Annotated in this window: 19 protein-coding genes and 1 tRNA gene; 4 read left to right on the forward strand and 16 right to left on the reverse strand. The window is 48.6% G+C overall.

All coding sequences use genetic code 11. From position 1 onward, the window contains the following. The first annotated feature begins 23 nt into the window (after positions 1-23). On the forward strand, positions 24-1,547 hold the full coding sequence (locus A1sIA56_RS05835; protein ID WP_095673962.1) for a sugar ABC transporter ATP-binding protein: 1,524 nt from the start codon (positions 24-26) through the stop codon (positions 1,545-1,547). A 19-nt stretch (positions 1,548-1,566) separates the two neighbouring features. Further along, positions 1,567-2,583, forward strand: a complete 1,017-nt coding sequence (locus tag A1sIA56_RS05840; RefSeq protein WP_095673963.1) for an ABC transporter permease — start codon at positions 1,567-1,569, stop codon at positions 2,581-2,583. Between the two features lie 56 nt (positions 2,584-2,639). On the opposite strand, the gene A1sIA56_RS05845 is transcribed toward A1sIA56_RS05840, so the two are convergent. Further along, a tRNA-Tyr gene (locus tag A1sIA56_RS05845) sits at positions 2,640-2,724 on the reverse strand. Positions 2,725-2,823: 99 nt separating this feature from the next. On the opposite strand from A1sIA56_RS05845, the gene A1sIA56_RS05850 reads away from it, so the two are divergent. Together A1sIA56_RS05850 and rarD are read left to right on the forward strand one after the other, a co-directional pair. Further along, positions 2,824-3,312, forward strand: a complete 489-nt coding sequence (locus A1sIA56_RS05850; RefSeq protein WP_095673964.1) for a YajQ family cyclic di-GMP-binding protein — start codon at positions 2,824-2,826, stop codon at positions 3,310-3,312. Further along, positions 3,313-4,215 (forward strand): EamA family transporter RarD, encoded by a 903-nt coding sequence (gene rarD, locus A1sIA56_RS05855; protein ID WP_095673965.1) that lies wholly within the window; start codon positions 3,313-3,315, stop codon positions 4,213-4,215. On the opposite strand, the gene A1sIA56_RS05860 is transcribed toward rarD, so the two are convergent. The 15 genes from A1sIA56_RS05860 to A1sIA56_RS05930 are packed head-to-tail and all read right to left on the reverse strand — an operon-like array spanning position 4,183 to position 20,191. Beyond that, on the reverse strand, positions 4,183-5,172 hold the full coding sequence (locus A1sIA56_RS05860) for a polyprenyl synthetase family protein (protein WP_095673966.1): 990 nt from the start codon (positions 5,170-5,172) through the stop codon (positions 4,183-4,185). The two genes, rarD and A1sIA56_RS05860, sit on opposite strands and share 33 nt — an antisense overlap. After that, positions 5,172-6,689 (reverse strand): NADH-quinone oxidoreductase subunit NuoN, encoded by a 1,518-nt coding sequence (gene nuoN, locus A1sIA56_RS05865; RefSeq protein ID WP_095673967.1) that lies wholly within the window; start codon positions 6,687-6,689, stop codon positions 5,172-5,174. The genes A1sIA56_RS05860 and nuoN overlap by 1 nt, the downstream gene beginning before the upstream one ends. Further along, positions 6,690-8,207, reverse strand: coding sequence for an NADH-quinone oxidoreductase subunit M (locus A1sIA56_RS05870; protein ID WP_095673968.1), 1,518 nt, complete (start codon positions 8,205-8,207; stop codon positions 6,690-6,692). Beyond that, positions 8,204-10,102 carry an NADH-quinone oxidoreductase subunit L gene (gene nuoL, locus A1sIA56_RS05875; protein WP_095673969.1) on the reverse strand — a complete coding sequence of 633 codons (1,899 nt, stop codon included), beginning with the start codon at positions 10,100-10,102 and terminating at the stop codon, positions 8,204-8,206. The genes A1sIA56_RS05870 and nuoL overlap by 4 nt, the downstream gene beginning before the upstream one ends. Before the next feature lie 2 nt (positions 10,103-10,104). Continuing rightward, positions 10,105-10,404: an NADH-quinone oxidoreductase subunit NuoK gene (nuoK, locus tag A1sIA56_RS05880; protein ID WP_095673970.1), complete on the reverse strand. Its 300-nt coding sequence runs from the start codon at positions 10,402-10,404 to the stop codon at positions 10,105-10,107. Then, positions 10,404-11,174 (reverse strand): NADH-quinone oxidoreductase subunit J, encoded by a 771-nt coding sequence (locus tag A1sIA56_RS05885; RefSeq protein WP_095673971.1) that lies wholly within the window; start codon positions 11,172-11,174, stop codon positions 10,404-10,406. Before A1sIA56_RS05885 ends, nuoK begins: the two co-directional genes overlap by 1 nt. Further along, on the reverse strand, positions 11,174-11,800 hold the full coding sequence (gene nuoI / locus A1sIA56_RS05890; protein ID WP_095673972.1) for an NADH-quinone oxidoreductase subunit NuoI: 627 nt from the start codon (positions 11,798-11,800) through the stop codon (positions 11,174-11,176). Before nuoI ends, A1sIA56_RS05885 begins: the two co-directional genes overlap by 1 nt. Further along, a complete protein-coding gene (nuoH, locus tag A1sIA56_RS05895; protein WP_095673973.1) occupies positions 11,800-13,029 on the reverse strand; it encodes an NADH-quinone oxidoreductase subunit NuoH in 1,230 nt (409 codons plus the stop codon). The genes nuoI and nuoH overlap by 1 nt, the downstream gene beginning before the upstream one ends. Then, the gene (locus A1sIA56_RS05900) at positions 13,026-15,389 is read right to left on the reverse strand and encodes an NADH-quinone oxidoreductase subunit G (protein WP_095673974.1); all 2,364 of its coding nucleotides are present in this window, start codon (positions 15,387-15,389) and stop codon (positions 13,026-13,028) included. Before A1sIA56_RS05900 ends, nuoH begins: the two co-directional genes overlap by 4 nt. Continuing rightward, complete coding sequence (gene nuoF / locus A1sIA56_RS05905) at positions 15,389-16,669, reverse strand: NADH-quinone oxidoreductase subunit NuoF (protein ID WP_095673975.1); 1,281 nt, start codon at positions 16,667-16,669, stop codon at positions 15,389-15,391. The genes A1sIA56_RS05900 and nuoF overlap by 1 nt, the downstream gene beginning before the upstream one ends. Next, positions 16,669-17,286, reverse strand: a complete 618-nt coding sequence (gene nuoE, locus A1sIA56_RS05910; protein WP_095673976.1) for an NADH-quinone oxidoreductase subunit NuoE — start codon at positions 17,284-17,286, stop codon at positions 16,669-16,671. Before nuoE ends, nuoF begins: the two co-directional genes overlap by 1 nt. Beyond that, complete coding sequence (locus A1sIA56_RS05915) at positions 17,283-18,632, reverse strand: NADH-quinone oxidoreductase subunit D (protein WP_095673977.1); 1,350 nt, start codon at positions 18,630-18,632, stop codon at positions 17,283-17,285. Before A1sIA56_RS05915 ends, nuoE begins: the two co-directional genes overlap by 4 nt. Beyond that, positions 18,629-19,264, reverse strand: a complete 636-nt coding sequence (locus tag A1sIA56_RS05920; protein ID WP_095673978.1) for an NADH-quinone oxidoreductase subunit C — start codon at positions 19,262-19,264, stop codon at positions 18,629-18,631. Before A1sIA56_RS05920 ends, A1sIA56_RS05915 begins: the two co-directional genes overlap by 4 nt. Next, positions 19,265-19,822 (reverse strand): NuoB/complex I 20 kDa subunit family protein, encoded by a 558-nt coding sequence (locus tag A1sIA56_RS05925; RefSeq protein ID WP_017955351.1) that lies wholly within the window; start codon positions 19,820-19,822, stop codon positions 19,265-19,267. 3 nt (positions 19,823-19,825) lie between these two features. Then, positions 19,826-20,191 carry an NADH-quinone oxidoreductase subunit A gene (locus tag A1sIA56_RS05930; RefSeq protein ID WP_095673979.1) on the reverse strand — a complete coding sequence of 122 codons (366 nt, stop codon included), beginning with the start codon at positions 20,189-20,191 and terminating at the stop codon, positions 19,826-19,828. Between the last annotated feature and the right edge of the window lie 35 nt (positions 20,192-20,226).

The following is a 20,226-nucleotide window of genomic DNA, read 5'->3' on the forward strand; positions in this document are numbered from 1 at the left end:
CATCTAGATATAAGGTGAAAATAATGGCTTCAGCACAACTCTTATCACTCTCTGGCGTAAGCAAAGAGTTCCCGGGTGTTAAGGCACTTAATAATGTGCAGTTCGATCTCAACGAGGGCGAAGTTCACGCAATCGTTGGCGAAAACGGTGCTGGCAAGTCAACGCTTATGAAGATTCTTTCTGGAATTTACAAGAAGGACTCTGGCGAAATCATTTACCGTGGCAACTCAGTAACAATTCCAAATCCTTTTGAAGCGCAGAAGCTCGGAATCAGCATCATTCACCAAGAACTCAACTTGATGCCACACCTGACTGTCGCAGAAAATATTTTTATTGGGCGTGAAGATCGCCGCCCAGGTCGCGTCTTTCTCAATAACCCAAAGCTGAATTCTGAAGCCACCAAGCTCCTTGCTGAACTTGGGCTAGCGCTCAACCCAACCGATATCGTCGGCGAACTCACCATCGCAAAGCAACAGATGGTTGAAATCGCAAAGGCAGTTTCCTATCGCGGTTCTGTCATCATCATGGACGAACCAACATCATCTCTGACACCTGCTGAGACTGATGCTCTCTTTAAGATTATTGAATCCCTCAAGGCTGCTGGTAAGGGCGTTGTCTATATTTCACACCGCCTTGAAGAACTTGAAAAGATCACAGACCGCATCACTGTTCTGCGTGATGGCGAATATGTAAAGACTCTCAAGACCACTGAAACAGATATCCCTGAAGTTATCTCTCTTATGGTGGGCCGCAAAGTTGCTCAAGATCAGCGCCCTGAAAACCGCAAGATTGGTACCGAAATCGTTCTCAAGGTCGAAAACGTTTCAGATCGCAATCTTCTTAAGGATGTCTCTTTCGATCTTCGTAAGGGCGAGATTCTCGGCTTCGCAGGCCTCATGGGCGCAGGTCGTACTGAATTGGCCCGCGCAATCATGGGCGCAGATCCAAAATCAGCCGGAACAATTACTTTGCATGGAAAAGAAGTTTCGATTAAGCAGCCATCGGATGCAGTAGCTGCAGGAATCGGTTATCTCTCAGAAGATCGCAAGCGTTATGGTCTTCTGCTCAACCAGGACGTCACCTTTAACGTGATTCTCTCCTCGATTCCGCGCTTCTCAAATAAGTTCGGTTTCCTCAAGGTCAAGTCAGCAGCCGGAATTGCTCGCGATTCAATTGCACAGCTACGAGTTCGTACACCTTCAGAGCGCCAGTTCCTCAAGAACCTTTCTGGCGGAAATCAGCAGAAGGTTGTTATCGCAAAGTGGCTCACCCGTAACTGCGATGTATTGATATTTGATGAGCCAACACGTGGAATCGACGTTGGCGCAAAGGATGAGATCTACCGCTTGCTTACTTCGCTAGCTGAAGAAGGTAAATCAATCATCATGATTTCATCAGAGCTACCCGAAGTACTACGCCTTTCAGATCGCATCGCGGTCATGTGCGATGGTCGCCTCACAGGCATCATCGATAACAAGGATGCAGATCAGAACATCATCATGGGACTTGCCACCAAGTTCAGCGACACTTTAACGACAGTTAACTAGTAAGGGAAAAGAGAGAGCAATGTCAGAAGTAACTAACGCAGGCGCAAAGGCAGAGAGCACCAACAAGGTTGCAGCCTTCATTCGCCGAGAAATCGGTCGAGTAACAGCACTTGCTAGCCTCGTCGTCATCTTTACCTTCTTCGCCATCATGCGCCCTGTCTTTGCCTCATGGGCAAACGTCTCAGGCGGAATCTTGATGTCGACAACTGTTATTGGTTTGATGGCCATCGGTGTCACCTTCGTCATCATCACAGGCGGTATCGACCTCTCTGTAGGAACTTCCATGGCTCTCGTCGGTGTTATTACCGGTAAGACAGTGATGGCAATGAACCTCAACGTCTGGAGCGGAATTCTTCTTGGTGTTCTCGTTGGAACCATCCTTGGTGCCATCAACGGAGTTCTCATTACAGTCCTTAAGTTGCCTCCATTTATCGCAACTCTTGCAACGATGAAGGGTGCGCAGGGCTTGGCTCTGATCATCTCTGACCTCAAGCCAATTCTCTTCACTACAGATGTGCAGGGCTGGGATTCAATCGCTCAGGGAAATATCATCCCGAACTTGCCTAACGCGGTTCTCATTCTTCTCGTCGCAGCAATCGTCGCTTCAATCATCTTAAATAAGACCGTTCTTGGCCGCTACACATTCGCAATCGGCTCTAACAGCGAAGCAACCAAGCTCTCAGGTGTAAAGGTCGATCGTTGGCTCATCGCTATCTACGCACTCTGTGGATTCTTCGTAGGTCTTTCAGCAGTTGTCATGACATCTCGTCTTGGTTCTGCTCAGCCAGATCTCGGTCTTGGCTATGAACTCGAAGCGATCGCCGCGGTCATCATCGGCGGAACATCACTTCTAGGTGGAAAGGGAACAATCTCCGGAACCATCATCGGTGCTTTGATCATGGCTGTCTTGATTAACGGACTTCGTATCCTCGAACTCCAGCAAGAATGGCAGTACGTCGTTGTAGGCGCAGTTATTCTCCTTGCGGTCTACGGAGATAACGTCCGACGACGTCGTGCAGGCGAATCCACGCATTAATAGGTTGTTACATAAGAAATCCCCCTCACATTTGTTGTGAGGGGGATTTTTATTGCTGGTGGCGGGTGAAGGATTTGAACCTTCGAAGGCAGAGCCGGGGGATTTACAGTCCCCTCCCATTGGCCGCTCGGGCAACCCGCCAGGGTCGAACAAGTGTTGCGGCGCTTTGGTAGTGCGAGCGGCAAACGATACCTTAGGCACTGGAACTTTAAAAATCACACGAGAGGGCCTTCAAAGACAATGGCTGATAGCAGTTTTGACGTAGTCTCAAAGATCGACCGCATGGAGCTTGATAACGCAATTAACCAGGCAATCCGCGAGATCGACACCCGCTTCGACTTTAAGAACACCGGGGCCAAGATTGAACTCTCTGGCGACAAGCTAGCCATCGAAGCCGATACCGAAGAGCGCGCAAAGGCAACTCTTGATGTTGTCAAAGATAAGTTGATTAAGCGCGGAGTTTCTCTCAAGCACCTCGATGCCGGCGAACCACAACTTTCAGGAAAGATCTACAAGATTGCTTCAACAATGAAGGAAGGCATTACAACAGAGAATGCCAAAAAGATTGCAAAGTTCCTTCGCGATGAAGGTCCTAAATCAATTAAGACTCAGATTCAAGGCGATGAACTTCGCGTTACTTCAAAGAGTCGCGATGATCTGCAGGAAGCGATCGAGCAGATTAAGAATGGCAAATTTGAATTTGCTGTTCAATTTGTTAACTTCCGCTAAGTGGCAAGCAAGCGCAGCGAGTATTCGCTAGGACTTCTCTTTGGATTTAGCTCCTACATTATGTGGGGGCTCTTTCCTCTTTACTGGCCGCTTCTCGAACCAGCTAACCCGCTCGAAATTGTTTCGCATCGTGCTGTCTGGACCCTGGTCTTCTGTCTCATTGCTCTTGCTTTAAGTAAACAGATCCACGCGACTCTTGCCGTGATGAAGAATCCAAAGACGATGGCGGCTTTATTGCTCAGCACAATCTTGGTCTCTATCAACTGGATTACCTATATCTGGGCCGTTAACCACGGACATGTTGTCGAAGCGGCGCTTGGTTATTACATCAATCCACTCATCATTATCGCTTTCGGAGTCATACTCCTTCGTGAAAAAATGCGCCCTCTGCAATGGGTAGCAGTTGGTATCGCTGCAGTCGGAGTTCTCGTTCTCACAATCGATTACGGCAGACTCCCCTGGGTCGCAATATCACTCGCACTCTCATGGGGTAGTTATGGCCTAGTGAAGAAGAAGCTCAACTTGGGTGCGCTTGAAGGCCTCGCTATCGAAACACTTATCTCTTTCATTCCATACGCTGCTTACATTATTTATCTCGGCCAGCAGGGAACAGGTCAGTTTGGCCATAAGCCTCTACTCACCATTCTGCTCATCAGCGCAGGCGCTGTAACTGCCATTCCGCTTCTCTTATTTAATGGCTCCACTACTCGCCTGCCGTACAGCACCATCGGCTTGCTTCAATACATCACGCCGACAATTCAATTCTCTATTGGAGTATGGCTTCGCCACGAAGATATGCCGACTGCTCGATGGATTGGTTTTATCGTGATCTGGTTTGCACTCGCCGCTTTAGCTACTGACCTAGTCAGATCAAGCAGAGCGGTCGATAATCGCATCGCATAGCGAGAAGAGTGCACCTGTTACATCATTAACAGGAAGTGGTCCTAAAGCTGTGCGAGCATCACGAGCAATTTGTTGTAACTGTTCGCGCGATTGTTCTAGCGCCTGGTGCGTACGAAGTTGATTTAGCACCTGAGCAACGACAACCTCATCCTTGATTGGGGCTTTGAGAAGCTCAATAAGCTCTCTATCTGCAGCGCTGGTCGACTTCATGACATTGAGCGTCACCAAGGTAGGAACACCTTCACGTAGATCTGTACCCGGCGTCTTACCTGATTGGTGTGACTCACTTGCAATATCAATAACGTCATCAGCTAACTGGAATGCGATACCAATCTTTTCACCGAAGACTGTAAGCGTCTCTTTTACTTCAGCTGGTGCTCCTGAAACCATTGCACCAAAGCGGGCGCTGGCGGCAATCAGTGATCCTGTCTTATCAGCGACAACTCCGAGGTAGTGCTCTAGTGGGTCTTCACCAGCGCGTGGACCTTGGGTTTCCATAATCTGTCCGATAACAAGACGTTCAAAAGTTGATGCTTGCAGGCGAACTGCTTCAGGTCCGATATCTGCAAGCAGCGCAGAAACTTTTGCGAAGAGGTAATCACCCGTAAGGATTGCAACAGTATTCCCCCAGCGACTATTGGCGCTCTCAACTCCGCGACGTAACTTCGCTTCATCCATCACATCATCGTGATAGAGAGTTGCAACGTGGGTAAGTTCGCAGACCACTGCAGATTCGATAACACCGAACTTATTCTTATCACCGTAATGAGATGCAAGAAGAGTCAGTAAAGGTCTGAGGCGCTTTCCGCCTGCTGCAACGAGGTGACGTGAAGTCTCTTCAACAAGTGGGTAATCGCCTTGAATATGGCTTAGAAGAAGGCTCTCAACGCGAGCCATTCCTTCTGTAAGTTCTGCCTCAAGTTCTGGAGCTAAGCCAGGAATTCCTAGTTTCGACATTAGCGGATAAAGAATGCATAGGATTCAATGAAGTCGATCAGCGGCGCTGGGAAGACTCCAAGAATGAGAGTCACAGCTGAAGTGACCGCAATAGTAATTGTTGTTAGCCCTGATGGAATCACAACGCTTGTGCCATCTTCTACAGGATCCTTGAAGAACATAAGGACAATCACGCGAATATAGAAGAAGGCGGCGATGGCAGATGAGAGCACACCAGAGATAAGGATTGCAGTGCTTCCGCTTTCATACGCTGCTGAGAAGATTGAGAATTTTCCGATAAATCCTGATGTGAGAGGTATACCGGCAAATGCGAGCAAGAAGAGTGCAAATACAGATGCCACAAGCGGAGAGCGCTTTCCAAGACCGCTCCAGCGGTTGAGGTCTGTAACTTCTCCGGCTGAATCACGAATAAGTGTGACTACGGCAAAGGCACCTAGCGTTGCGATGCCGTATGCGAATAGGTAGAAGATTGTGGAGTTAAGACCAGACTTGCTCAGTGAGATAACACCTGCGAGCAAGAAACCAGCGTGTGCAATAGATGAGTAAGCAAGCATGCGCTTTACATCGCGTTGTGTAATTGCAACAACAGATCCAAAGACCATGGTGATGATTGCAATAACTACAAAAGCCGGCTTCCATGACCATTCAGCATTGGCGAATGAGACATAGAAGATGCGAAGGATTGCACCGAATGCAGCAACCTTTGTCGCAGCTGCCATAAAGCCTGTGATTGCAGTTGGTGCACCCTGATAAACATCGGGTGACCACGCGTGGAACGGAACTGCGCCGACCTTAAAGAGAAGGCCGACAGAGATAAATGCGATTCCTAGAAGAAGGAATACATCGTTTCCTGAACCGCCTACGACGCTTGCTTGGATTCCTGAGAAGGTGATGGTGCCTGAGTACCCATAGAGATAAGCAGCGCCAAAGAGGAAGAATGCAGATGAGAAAGCGCCAAGTAGGAAGTACTTCAGCGCTGATTCTTGTGACATTAAACGGCGACGGCGTGAAAGGCCAGCCATGAGATAGAGCGGAAGTGAAAGCACTTCAAGAGCTACAAAGAGTGTGATCAGATCAGTTGCAACCGGAAAGAGCATCATTCCAGCGACTGCGAAAAGAGTAAGTGGGAATACTTCAGTGACGCGAAGGTCGAGTTGAAGTGATTGACGTTCTTCTTCAGATCCTGGAACAGCGGCAGGAAGAGCTGTGAAGTTTTCTTGATCAGCAATCAGGAATACTGACAAGAGAGCGAGGATAAGAATTGATGTCTGAAGTAGGACTCCGGCGCCATCAAAGGCAACCGATCCCATTGCTGCATCGACTGAAGATTGTGTGCGTACTCGCATAAGCGCTGCGAAAGATGCAACGAGGGAGCCGACGGTAATAAAGAGTTGTGCGTTGTGGCGAGATGCGCGTGGAGCAAAAGCTTCAATCAATACTCCGATAAGCGCACCAGCGAGCACGATCAGAATCGGTGCAAGCTGTGCGTAGTTAAGAACTGGCGCTATAAATTGCATTTACTTGCCTGCACTCTCTGATGGAACTGGATCAGTAAATCCTTGGGATTCAATGACATGAGCTGATGCGGGATTAATAACGTTGAGAAGTGGCGCTGGATAGAAACCGAGTGCCACAATCACAGCGATTACCGGAGCGATAGCAACCTTCTCGCGGATGTTGAGATCTGGAAGGTTCTCATTTCCTGGAGTTGTTGGCCCGTGAAGCGCCTTCTGCACTGGAATTAAGATGTAGAGCGCAGCGAGAACGATTCCGAAGGTCGCGATAATTGCAGCCACTGGATAGCGAGTGTAAGTACCGACAAGAACAAGGAACTCGCTCACGAAGCTAGAAAGTCCAGGAAGTGCAAGTGAAGACATTCCAGCGATAAAGAAGGACCATGCCATCACTGGAGTTACTCGTTGCAAGCCACCAAAGTCAGCGATTGTTGAAGAGCCGCGTCGCGAAATCATCCAGCCAGCAACGAGGAATAGTGCAGCTGTTGAGAATCCGTGGTTGAACATATAGAGAGTCGCACCGCTATGGCCTTGTGTGGTCATTGCGAAGATTCCCATTGTGATAAATCCGAAGTGCGAGATCGATGTGTAAGCGATCAGGCGCTTAATATCGCGTGCACCAATGGCAAGGAATGCGCCGTAAAGAATAGAAATCACAGCCAAGACCAAGATGATTGGTGTGAATGTCTTGGATGCATCAGGGAATAGAGCAAGACAGAAGCGGATCATTCCGAATGTTCCGACCTTATCGAGCACACCGAGAAGCAAGACCGATGTTCCAGGAGTTGCCGATGCTGCTGCATCTGGCAACCATGTGTGTAGCGGCCAGACCGGCGCCTTGATTGCAAAGGCGATGAAGAAGCCAAGGAAGAGCAGGTTCTGAGTCGTAGAGCTCATGTAGTTATGCATCTCAGAGAGCTTTGTAATGTCGAATGTATGTCCGCCATTTGCTCCTGATATGACATAGAGGCCAATGATTGAGGCCAACATAAGAAGGCCACCAAAGAGGCTGTAGAGCAAGAACTTCACGGCTGCTGCTGCGCGTTCTCCGCTGCCGTAACCGCCGATAAGGAAGTAGACAGGGATGAGCATCGCTTCGAAGAAGACGTAGAAGAGGAATACATCTGTGGCTGCAAATACACCGATCATCATTGTTTCAAGAACGAGGATAAGAATGTAGAAGACCTTGGCAGACCAGCGTCCACCTTCAGATTCATTCCATCCAGCAAGAACAACGATTGGAGCAAGAAGCACAGACATCAAAATCAATACGAGAGAAAGTCCATCGACTCCGACTGCATAGCTAATTCCGAATGAAGGAATCCAAGGAGTTGATTGAACAAATTGGAAAGCAGTATTTGCTGAATCAAATTTAAACCAAGCCAATACTGCCGAGATGGCAACGAGCAAAGTTGTGCCGAGAGCTGCCTGCTTAACACGAAGAACCTGATCACTTGGAATCACTGCAATGAGAAGGGATCCGAGAAGAGGTAGCAACATCATGCTTGTTATTGCGTTCATTGTGTCACCACCCAAACTCCAGCGATTAAGGCAATCGCGCCGATGAGAATCAAAGCTGCGTAGCTTCGGGCAAAACCTGTCTGTGTCTGACGAAGCACAGCGCCAGTTCCAAGAGCTGTGCGACCGACGCCACGAACAGCTCCATCGACAACGCTTTCATCGGCCTTTACGAGCAGGCTAGTAAGCGCCTGTCCTGGACGCATAAATACAGCTTCGTTAAATGAATCCTGCAATAGGTCCTTACGGGCAATGCGAGTAAAGATTGAGACGTTCTGCGGAGCAACAGCATCAACCTTGCTGAATTGATACTTAGCAAGTGCAATAGCAACGCCAATTGCGACTGCAGTAAGAGCCATCGCTGAAACAACAATTGGCTCGAAGAGATGCTCTTCAGCATGTCCTTCGCCGTGTTCGCCAAATACTGGGTTGAGCCAGTTTGCGAGAGCATCACCGCGAGTAAAGAGAATTCCAGATGTCACTGATCCAATTGCAAGAATTGCCATTGGAAGCCACATCAATACTGGGGATTCGTGTGGATGCTGATTATCTTCCCAGCGTTCTTTACTTGTGAATGTAAGAACCATGACGCGAGTCATGTAGAAAGCTGTAATTGCTGCACCGATAAGTGTGGTTGAACCAAGGATGATTCCCTTGAGTCCACCTGCATTAAATGCAGTTTCAATAATCAAATCCTTTGAGTAGAAACCAGCAAATGGCGGAACGCCGATGATTGCTAAGTAACCGAGACCAAAGGTAATAAATGTGATTGGCATAAATTTACGCAGCGCACCGTAACGACGCATATCTACTTGATCATTCATGCCGTGCATGACTGAACCGGCACCCAAGAACATGCCTGCTTTAAAGAATCCATGTGTCAACAAGTGCATGATTGCAAATGCATAACCAGCTGGTCCAAGGCCTGCACCAAGAATCATGTAGCCAATCTGAGACATTGTTGAAGCTGCAAGAGCTTTCTTAATGTCATCTTTGGCCGTACCGACAAGTGCACCAAACATCAGGGTGATTGCACCGACGATTACAACAAGAAGTTGCGCTGTTGGCGCAGCATCGAAGATGAAGTTTGAGCGGACAATCAGATAAACGCCCGCTGTAACCATTGTCGCTGCGTGGATAAGTGCAGATACAGGTGTTGGACCTGCCATTGCATCTCCAAGCCATGCCTGCAATGGGAATTGCGCAGACTTTCCGGCCGCTGCGACTAGCAACATAATTCCAATCGCAGTAAGTGCTGCCTTAGAAGCTGTATGTGATGCTTCTTCTACGCCATCAAAAGTCACTGTTCCAAGGGCTGCGAAAGAGATCATGATGGCAAATGAAAGCCCCATATCTCCAACGCGGTTCATCACAAATGCCTTCTTGGATGCAGTGGCATATGCCGGCTTCTGGTTCCAGAAACCAATCAAGAGGTATGACGCAAGACCTACGCCTTCCCAACCGACATAGAGGTTGAGATAAGAATCGCCAAGAACCAAGAGGAGCATCGCTGCAATAAAGAGGTTGAGATATGCGAAGAAGCGACGACGGTTTGGATCGTGTGACATGTAGGAAATTGAATAGATGTGAATCAGTGTTCCGACGCCTGTAATAAGAAGAACGAAGCAGATGGAGAGCTGATCTAAGAGGAGCCCAGCATCGACATTAAAGGTTCCGACGTTGATCCAGCTAAAGAGCTTCTGAGATACAGCGCGCTCTTCAGTTGGGCGATCGAGCATCAAGGAGAGCTGATACAGACCAACAGCAAATGAGCTTGCTGACATAGCTGTTGCTAGTAAGTGCCCCCACTTATCTGAGCGACGTCCTGCAAGAAGCAGAACTGTTGCACCAAAGAGTGGAAGTGCGATCAAGTACACGAGTGAAGTTGATGTAGTCATTGTTATCGCTTCAACAAACTAGCATCATCGACAGATGCTGATCGGCGTGAACGGTAAATCGCAACGATGATTGCAAGGCCAACTACAACTTCGCAGGCAGCTACAACCATCGTAAAGAAGGCGACAACCTGTCCATCGAGAGTTCCATTAATACGTGAGAAAGTTACGAGAGTTAGGTTTGCAGCGTTGAGCATGAGCTCGATGCACATGAAGACAACGATCGCATTGCGGCGGACAACAACTCCGATAGCTCCGATAGTAAAGAGCAGGGCTGAGAGATAGAGATAGTTATACGGATTCATTACTTCTCCTCCGTCACAGTGTTATCGACTTCGCTGAGTTCGAATTGAGTTGAATCCAACATATCTCCACGCGCCTTGAGCGTTGCAGAAATTGAATTAGGTGCTGCAGATCCATCTGGAAGAAGAGCAGGAACATCTACTGCGTTGTGGCGGGCAAATACACCAGGGTTGGGAAGGCCTGCAGCGCTTCCGAGAGATTCACCGCGGAAACGAGCAATCGCTTGTTCGCGCTGTGAAACGCGTGGAACTGCGCGCTGATGATGAGCAAGAACCATTGCGCCAAGGGCTGCAGTAATCAAAAGTGCTGAGACAACTTCAAATGGGAAGACATACGTTGAGAAGAGAAGTTGAGCAAGTGCTTCAACATTTCCTTCACTATTTGCTTGAGTAAGTCCATATGCATCGTGGCCCAGAGTTGCGCGCCCAATCAGTGAAACCAGTAGGCCGCCAAATCCAATAGCTGCTGTGATTGCGATTGGACGTAAACCTGGGATTGTTTCGGTGAGTGAATCAGATGCATCAACACCAACCAGCATGAGAATAAAGAGGAAGAGCATCATGACTGCGCCTGTGTAGACAACGATCTGAACAATGCCAAGGAAGAGCGCATCCTGAGCGATATAGAAAATAGCGAGAGTAATCATGACCCACGCAAGAAGAAGTGCTGAGTGAACAGCTTTCTTCACGAGGAGCATTCCAAGAGCTGCCACAACTGATAGTGGGGCGAGCACCCAGAACATAATCGCTTCAGGAGTTTGAATCGTCAACATTAATTAGCTCCCTGACTTGGATGAGCTTCTTTCACATCACCGTTGTAATAGTTGGTATCTGTCATACCTGGATACATTGGATGTGGAGGTGCAAGCATTCCCTGACGAAGCGGAGCAAGTAGATCTTCCTTTTCGAAGATCAACTTCTCGCGCTTATCGTCGGCAAGTTCGTATTCGTTTGTCATTGTGAGAGCACGTGTTGGGCATGCTTCAACGCAGAGACCGCAGAAGATGCAGCGAAGATAGTTAATTTGATAAACCGCTCCGTGGCGTTCTCCGGGTGAAAGTTGATTTCCTGGAGTGTTATTTCCGCCTTCAACGAAGATCGCATCTGCTGGGCATGCCCATGCGCAGAGTTCGCAACCGATGCACTTTTCTAGTCCATCAGGGTGGCGGTTAAGTTGGTGGCGTCCGTGGAAACGTGGCGCAGTTGGTGCCTTTACATCTGGATATTGAACAGTCTGGTTCTTCTTAAACATTGTTGAGAAGGTGACCCAGAAACCCTTTGCCTGCTGCGCAAGTGAAGCTGGCCCTGGCTGTTCTACTTCAGTAAATGGAACGGAGTTGATATCTGCTTGGCCAGAGTTCTTCTTCTCAATACCCATCTGCTCGTTGAAGTCAGTCATTACTTGCCCCCTGAGACGTTGATGGATTGAACTTGTGGCAGAGATGGAACTGGGAAGTTTGGCGCTTCACCTTCTGGAAGATCGATAGCGCGCACCTTCTCTTTATTTCTCTCAAAGAGTGAGCTGGCAGCCATTACGAGAATGACTACGCCAGTTGCAAATGCGATGATTGCAGAACGTGATGCACCTTCTTGCTGAAGGACGCGAAGAGTTGCGACAATCAAGATCCAGATGAGTGAGACAGGAATCAAAACCTTCCAGCCGAACTTCATAAACTGGTCGTAGCGAAGACGTGGGAGTGAGCCACGTAGCCACATAAAGATAAAGAAGAAGAAGTTAACTTTGGCGAAGAACCAGATAAGTGTGAACCAGCCACCAAGCCACTGCTCCGTAAAGCCAAGGCCTGGAAGTGCGTGATATCCGCCTAAGAAGAGTGTTGATGCAAGGGCAGAGACAGCGATGATATTTACATATTCTGCAAGGAAGAAGAGTGCGAACTTAAGTGATGAGTACTCGGTGTGGAATCCACCTACGAGTTCGCCTTCAGCTTCAGCTAAGTCGAAAGGAGCACGGTTGGTTTCACCGACCATTGAGATCACATAGATAACAAATGATGGAAAGAGAACTACTGCATTCCAGATGTGCTGATGTTGCGAATCAACAATGACTGATGTGGACATTGAGCCCGCGTAGATAAAGACCGCAACGAGTGAAAGTCCCATCGCTACTTCATAGGAAATTACCTGGGCACTTGAGCGCAGACCACCGAGAAGTGGGTAGGTGGATCCTGAAGACCAGCCAGCAAGAACAACGCCGTAAACACCGATTGATGTAACAGCCAAAATATAGAGAACGCCTACTGGAAGATCAGTAAGTTGAAGAGCTGTCTTATGACCGAAGAGATTAACAACGCCTGTCATTGGAATAACTGCGAAAGACATAAAGCACATTGCTGTTGCAATGATTGGAGCAATTATGAAAACGACCTTATCGGCAGCTGCAGGAATGATGTCTTCCTTGAGCGCAAGCTTTACGCCGTCAGATAGTGATTGAAGAAGTCCTGCTGGGCCAACGCGGTTAGGGCCGGTACGAAGCTGCATCTTGGCAAGGACGCGACGTTCGGTCCAGACAGCCATCAAGGTAGCAAGTACGCAGATACCAAAGACCATTACGGCCTTTACTGCGATGATCCAACCTGGATCTGTTCCGAGAAGTTCTGCTGTTGTCATGCCTTCACCACCGTAACTACATCGCCATGTACCGCATCGAGTGCAACAAGTGCTTGAGAAGCAAATGAATTACGTGGAATCCACACTGCATCTTCATGGATATCTTCGACAAGTACTGGAATTGTGATTGAGCCGTGTGCATTTGAAACACGAACTTGCTGACCCGTTGCTACGCCGATTGATTCAGCGCGCTTTGGAGAAATCACTGCAACTGTTGGGCGACGTGTGCCAGCCAAATTATCTTCACCCTTTTGCAAGCTACCCATATCGAGCAATCGGCGCCATGAGGAGAGAAGTGCATCGTTGCCTGAAACTGACTTCGCTGTTCCTGCAGCGACAGGTGCGAGCTGTACTCGCGCTCCATCCCATGAACCAAGTTGGTTAAATTCGCGAGCTGATGAAGTAACTGTGCCAAGTGAAATTGGATTACCAAGAGCATCTGCAAGCATTGAAAGGATGCGCACATCGCTACGGTTATGAGAGTCAGCAACTGCTGAATCAAATGCACGTGCACGGCCTTCCCAGTTAAGGAAGCTTCCGCTCTTTTCAGTGATCGCAGCAACCGGCAAAACAACATCTGCGACAGCTGTTACTGAACTTGGTGCAATTTCAAGTGACACAACAAATGACTTCTTGAGTGCATCGAGCGCTGCACGAGAATGTGGAAGATCGTGTGCATCTACGCCGCCGACGACAACTGCATCGAGATCACCTGATGCAAGCGCATCGATGATTTCTGTAGATGTGCGACCTGGCGTTGCAGGAAGTGAATCGACTCCCCATGCTGCAGCGATATCAACGCGAGCTGCTGCATCAGTAACTGGGCGACCGCCAGGAAGAACTGTGCCGAGTGCGCCTGCTTCGAGCGCACCGCGTTCGCCTGCGCGACGTGGAATGTAAGCAATCTTTGCGCCTGTCTTTGCAGAGAGCGCAGCAACTGCTGAGAAGAGCCCTGCGCTTTCAGATGCGCGTTCGCCTACGAGAATGATTGATTTTGCAGTGAGTGCAAGGCCAGCGACTGCAGAGCTTTCCGCACCAGGTGCGACCTTAATGAAATCAGCCTTGAGCTTATCCATTGCGATTGAACCCTTAGTGGCAACAGCTGAAACCTTGAGTCCGCGCTTCTTAAAATTCTTATTTAGTCGCAAGAAGACGATTGGTGATTCTTCTTCTGGTTCGAATGCAATAAGTGCAACGTGATCCGCTGAATCGATATCGCGGTACGTAGTTGATGAACCTGCAACATGAGCTGCAAGGAAGTCGCGCTCTTCATCAGATGTGACGCGAGCACGATAATCAATATCGTTTGTGCCGAGAGCAAGACGTGCAAACTTTGAATAACCGTAAGCATCTTCAGTTGTTACGCGACCACCAGTAAGAACTGCTGCGCGCTTTCCCTTAAGTCCTGCAGCTGCTGCTGCAAGTGCTTCAGGCCATGATGCCTGTACAAGTTCACCAGCTGAATTGCGAACGAGTGGATGAGTAAGGCGGTCGAGAGCTGTTACATATTTAAATGCCCAGCGACCCTTATCGCAGTTCCACTCTTCGTTAACAGATGGGTCATCGCCAGCAAGACGACGAAGTGTCTTCCCACGGCGTACATCGGTACGCATATCGCAACCTGATGCGCAGTGTTCGCAAGCAGATGGAGTTGAAACGAGATCGAATGGACGTGCACGGAATCGGTATGAAGCACCAGTGAGTGCGCCCACCGGACAGATCTGAACAGTGTTGCCTGAGAAGTAAGACTTAAATGGATCGTTCTCGTAGATACCTACTTGTTGTAGAGCACCACGTTCGTTGAGAGTAATAAATGGATCTGAAGCAATCTGTGCAGAGAAACGGGTACAACGTGCACAGAGAACGCAACGTTCGCGATCAAGAAGAACTGATGAAGAGATATTGATTGGCTTTTCAAATGTGCGCTTGTATCCATCGAGGCGTGCATCAGCACGGCCATTGCTCATCGCCTGGTTCTGAAGTGGGCATTCGCCGCCCTTATCGCAAACTGGGCAATCGAGTGGGTGGTTACCAAGAAGAAGCTCCATCACACCCTTCTGCGCTTTATCAGCAACAGGTGAAGTGAGTTGAGTTTTAACAATCATGTTTGGTTCGACAGGAATGGTGCAAGAAGCCTGTGGCTTTGGAAATGCACGGCCGTTGATTTCGACATCAACGAGACATTGGCGGCATGCACCAACTGGATCAAGAAGAGGGTGGTCGCAGAAACGTGGAATCTGAATTCCGAGCTTCTCTGCTGCACGAATAATCAGAGTTCCCTTTGGAACAGAGACTTCAAATCCATCGATAACAACAGTGATCATCTCAACTGTAACTGCTGAATCTTGAGTAGTAGTCATTAGTTCACCGCCCCTGCAAAGAGTGTGGACTTAACTGGATCGAATGGGCAGGCACCGTTTGTTACGTGTGCGATGTATTCGTCGCGGAAGTACTTAATCGAAGATGTGATTGGTGAAGTTGCGCCATCACCAAGTGCGCAGAATGAACGGCCCATGATGTTGTCGCAGAGATCAAGCAACTTCTCGAGATCTGCTTCAGTACCTGTTCCGTTTTCGAGATCGCGAAGAATCTGTACCAACCACCAAGTGCCTTCACGACATGGTGTGCACTTTCCGCAAGATTCGTGCTTGTAGAACTCGGTCCAGCGAAGTACTGCGCGAACAACGCAAGTTGTCTCATCAAAAATTTGTAGAGCTTTTGTACCAAGCATTGAACCTGCAGCGGCAACGCCTTCGTAATCCAAAGGAATATCAAGGTGTGCATCTGTAAATAGTGGAGTTGAAGATCCACCTGGAGTCCAGAACTTGAGCTTATGTCCGTTACGGATTCCACCTGCGAGATCAAGAATTTCGCGAAGGGTAATTCCGAGTGGAGCTTCAAACTGCCCTGGGTTATTTACATGGCCTGAGAGTGAGTAAAGAGTTGCACCCTTTGACTTTTCTGTACCCATTGATTGGTACCACTCTGCGCCGTTATTAATGATTGCAGGAACTGCAGAAATTGATTCGACGTTATTGACCACTGTAGGGCGCGCATAAAGGCCAGCAATTGCTGGGAATGGTGGGCGAAGACGTGGTTGCCCGCGGAAACCTTCGAGTGAATCAAGAAGTGCTGTTTCTTCTCCACAAATATATGCACCAGCGCCGATATGAAGTGTGAGGTCGATTCCGTTGCCGAGGTGTCCTGCCTTATATGCATCAGCAATTGCGGCATTTACGCGACGAGCGACGTGAGTTACTTCGCCACGAATATAAATGAATGCATGCTTTGCGCGAATTGCATGGCTTGCGATGATGCAACCTTCGACGAGAACGTGTGGGTTAGCCATAAGAAGTGGCATGTCCTTACATGTTCCTGGTTCTGATTCATCAGCGTTAACAACTAGGTAGTGATCTTTATCGTCACCTTGTGGGATGAAGCCCCACTTCATTCCAGTTGGGAAGCCTGCGCCGCCGCGACCGCGAAGTCCTGAATCTTTAACGAGTTGAATAACAGCATCAGGATCCATTGCGAGAGCCTTCTTTGATGCTGTGTAACCACCGTTACGTGTGTAAGCCTCGATGGTAAATGAATCTGCTTGATCCCAATGTGCAGAAAGGATGGGAGTTAACTTTGACATTACTTTCCTTCCTTCGAAAGCTTAAGTCCGAGAAGAGTTGCTTGCCCTGCTTGAACACCTTCACGAGCAAGTCCGTCATCGAGACCTGCAAGTACAGCTGATGCTTCTTTGTATGTAACAAGTTTCTTTGGGCCACGAGTTGGAGCAGGTGGATTTCCGGCACGTGCGCCGTCGACAAGTGCCTTTGCAGATTCGACTGTCTGGTTGTCGTAGAACTCCCAGTTAGCCATCACTACAGGTGCATAATCGCAAGCAGCGTTGCACTCGATGTGTTCGAGAGAAACTTTTCCATCTGCTGTAACGCCATCATTTTCAACGCCGAGGTGATCTTTAAGCGCTGAGAAGATTGCATCTCCGCCCATGACTGCGCACAAAGTATTTGTGCAAACACCTACGTGGTACTCGCCTACTGGCTTGCGCTTGTACTGAGTGTAGAAAGTAGCAACAGCTGATACTTCAGCAGTTTCAATCACAAGAAGTTCTGCAATTGTTTCGATTCCTTCATTGGTGACATATCCAGAAACAGATTGCACATAGTGAAGTAAAGGCATGATTGCAGAACGGCTACGTGGGTAGCGCTTAATAATTGTCTGCATCAGATCGCGATCTAGAGTCATCGGTCAACGCCTCCCATAACTGGATCGATAGATGCAACAGCGCCGATGATGTCAGCGACCATTCCGCCTTCGCTCATTGCTGATGTTGATTGCAAGTTGTTGAAAGATGGTTCGCGGAAGTGAACACGGTAAGGACGTGTTCCACCGTCAGAGACAACGTGTGCAGCAAGTTCACCACGAGGTGATTCGACTGCGGCATAAGCCTGTCCTGCTGGAACGCGGAAGCCTTCGGTAACAAGTTTGAAGTGATGGATAAGTGATTCCATCGATGAACCCATGATTTCGCGGATGTGATCGAGTGAGTTTCCAAGCCCATCTGCACCGAGAGCGAGCTGTGCTGGCCATGCAATCTTCTTATCGGCAACCATTACAGGTTGTCCTTCAAGTTTGTCGAGCTTATCTGCAGCTTGTTCGATGATGCGAAGTGATTGTTCGAGTTCAGCCATACGTACCAAGAAGCGACCGTAAACATCTGCAGTATCAGCTGTGATGACATCGAACTCGTAATTTTCGTAACCGCAGTAAGGCTGCATTTTGCGAAGATCCCAAGGAAGTCCTGCAGAGCGAAGTACTGGACCTGTGATTCCTAGCGTTGTGCAACCAGCAAGATCGAGGTAACCGATTCCTTCGGTGCGCTTCATCCAGATTGTGTTTCCGATTAGAAGTTTTGCATTGTCATCAAAATTCTTGCGAAGAGTCTTTACAACTTCGCGAATCTTTACTGTCATGCCTGCTGGAAGATCTTGTGAAACTCCACCTGGGCGGACATAGGCCATATTCATGCGAAGGCCAGTGATTTCTTCGAAGGTATCGAGAACGATTTCGCGATCGCGGAAAGCAAAGAACATAGGGCCCATGGCACCGAGTTCGAGAGCACCTGTACCAAGTGCAACCATGTGTGAAGAAATTCGGTTGAGCTCCATCATCATGACGCGGATTACTGATGCGCGCTCTGGGATGTCGTTGGTGATTCCGAGAAGCTTTTCGACAGCGAGGCAGTAAGCAGTCTCGTTAAAGATTGGTGATAAGTAATCCATACGAGTTGCAAATGTGACTGCCTGAGTCCAATTGCGGAATTCGATGTTCTTCTCGATTCCGGTGTGAAGATAACCAATACCTGTACGTACTTCAGTAACGGTTTCGCCTTCGAGTTCAAGAACGAGGCGAAGCACACCGTGAGTTGATGGGTGCTGAGGACCCATGTTGACGATGATGCGCTCTTCTTTAGATTCACCGATTTCAGAGACGAGTGAATCCCAATCGCCACCAGTTACTGAGAAGACTGTGCCTTCAGTAGTTTCGCGCGATGATGCATATGGATCGAGCTTTGGATCAAATGTGGTCATCGGTAGCTCCTGCGGTTTGAAGGTGCAGGTGTTGTTGCGCCCTTGTATTCGACTGCAATTCCACCGAGTGGGTAATCCTTACGTTGTGGATGTCCATCCCAGTCATCTGGCATCAAGATGCGAGTTAGTCCTGGGTGGCCATCAAAGATGATTCCGAACATGTCGAAAGTTTCGCGCTCATGCCAGTTATTTCCTGCCCATACTTCAACGAGTGATGGAATGTGTGGATCAAGTTCTGATGTTGCAACTTCAAGACGAACGCGCTGGTTCTTTGTCATTGAAAGCAATGGATACAGTGCAACGAGTTCTGCACCTGCGCGATCTGGATAGTGAACGCCAGATACGCCCATGCACATTTCAAACTTCAACTTATCGCGCAAAATAAATGCAACTTCGAGAAGTCGTGACTTCTTAATGTGAAGTGTGAGTTCGCCGCGATCAACAACAACTCGAGTAATTGCATCTGCAAAATCTGGGTATGCGCGCTCGAGGTCATCGGCGACATCATCGAAATATCCGCCGTATGGGCGCTCAGTTGAACCGGTTGAAGCCGCCGTGCGGACAAGGCCGCCGTATCCTGAAGTATCTCCGGTGCCTGCAGCGCCGAACATACCTGTCTGATCTTGAGTCATTTACGCCAGCAACCCCTTCATTTGGATTGTTGGCTTGGCATTAAGAGCAGCAAGTTCAACTTCCTTGATAATCGCTTCGCGATTTGGACCGAGCTTTGTATCGCCAATAAGAGTGTGTAGCTTGATGATTGCATCCATCAACTGCTCTGGACGTGGCGGGCAACCTGGCAAGTAAATATCAACAGGAACGATGTGATCGACGCCTTGAACGATTGCGTAGTTGTTAAACATTCCACCCGATGAAGCACATGCACCCATTGAGATAACCCACTTTGGCGCAGTCATTTGATCATAAATCTGACGAAGTACTGGAGCCATCTTCTGAGAAACACGACCTGCAACGATCATGAGATCTGCTTGACGAGGTGACGCGGAGAAACGTTCCATTCCGAAACGAGAAATATCATGTTTTGGCGCTGAACCAAGTGCCATCATTTCAATTGCGCAACATGCAAGACCGAATGTTGCTGGCCAGACAGAGCTCTTGCGCATGTAACCGGCAAGACCTTCGACAGTTGAAAGTAAAACTCCGCTTGGTAACTTATCTTCTAGGCCCACGAATTAATCCCATTCCAATCCACCGCGACGCCATACATATGCATAGGCGACGAATACTGTTCCGATAAAGATTGCCATTTCAACTAATCCAAAAAGTCCGAGCTTGTCGAAAGTAACTGCCCATGGATAGAGAAATACGATTTCAATATCGAAGACAATAAAGAGCATTGCAGTAAGGAAGTACTTCACAGGGAAGCGTCCGCCTTGAAGAGCTTGTGGTGATGGTTCGATTCCGCACTCGTAAGCTTCTTGCTTAGCGCGGTTGTAGCGTGCAGGTCCGGTGACAGCTGCAATTCCTACGGAGAATGCTGCGAATCCGAAGCCGATAGCGAAGATCACCAGAATCGGGATATATGGATTTGCGCTCACGTGCGAAATCTTAAGCGGTCGTTGTAGCCAATCAA

Origin of the sequence: Candidatus Planktophila sulfonica, from assembly GCF_002288065.1 — a bacterium.
GTDB classification, from domain to species: Bacteria; Actinomycetota; Actinomycetes; order Nanopelagicales; family Nanopelagicaceae; genus Planktophila; species Planktophila sulfonica.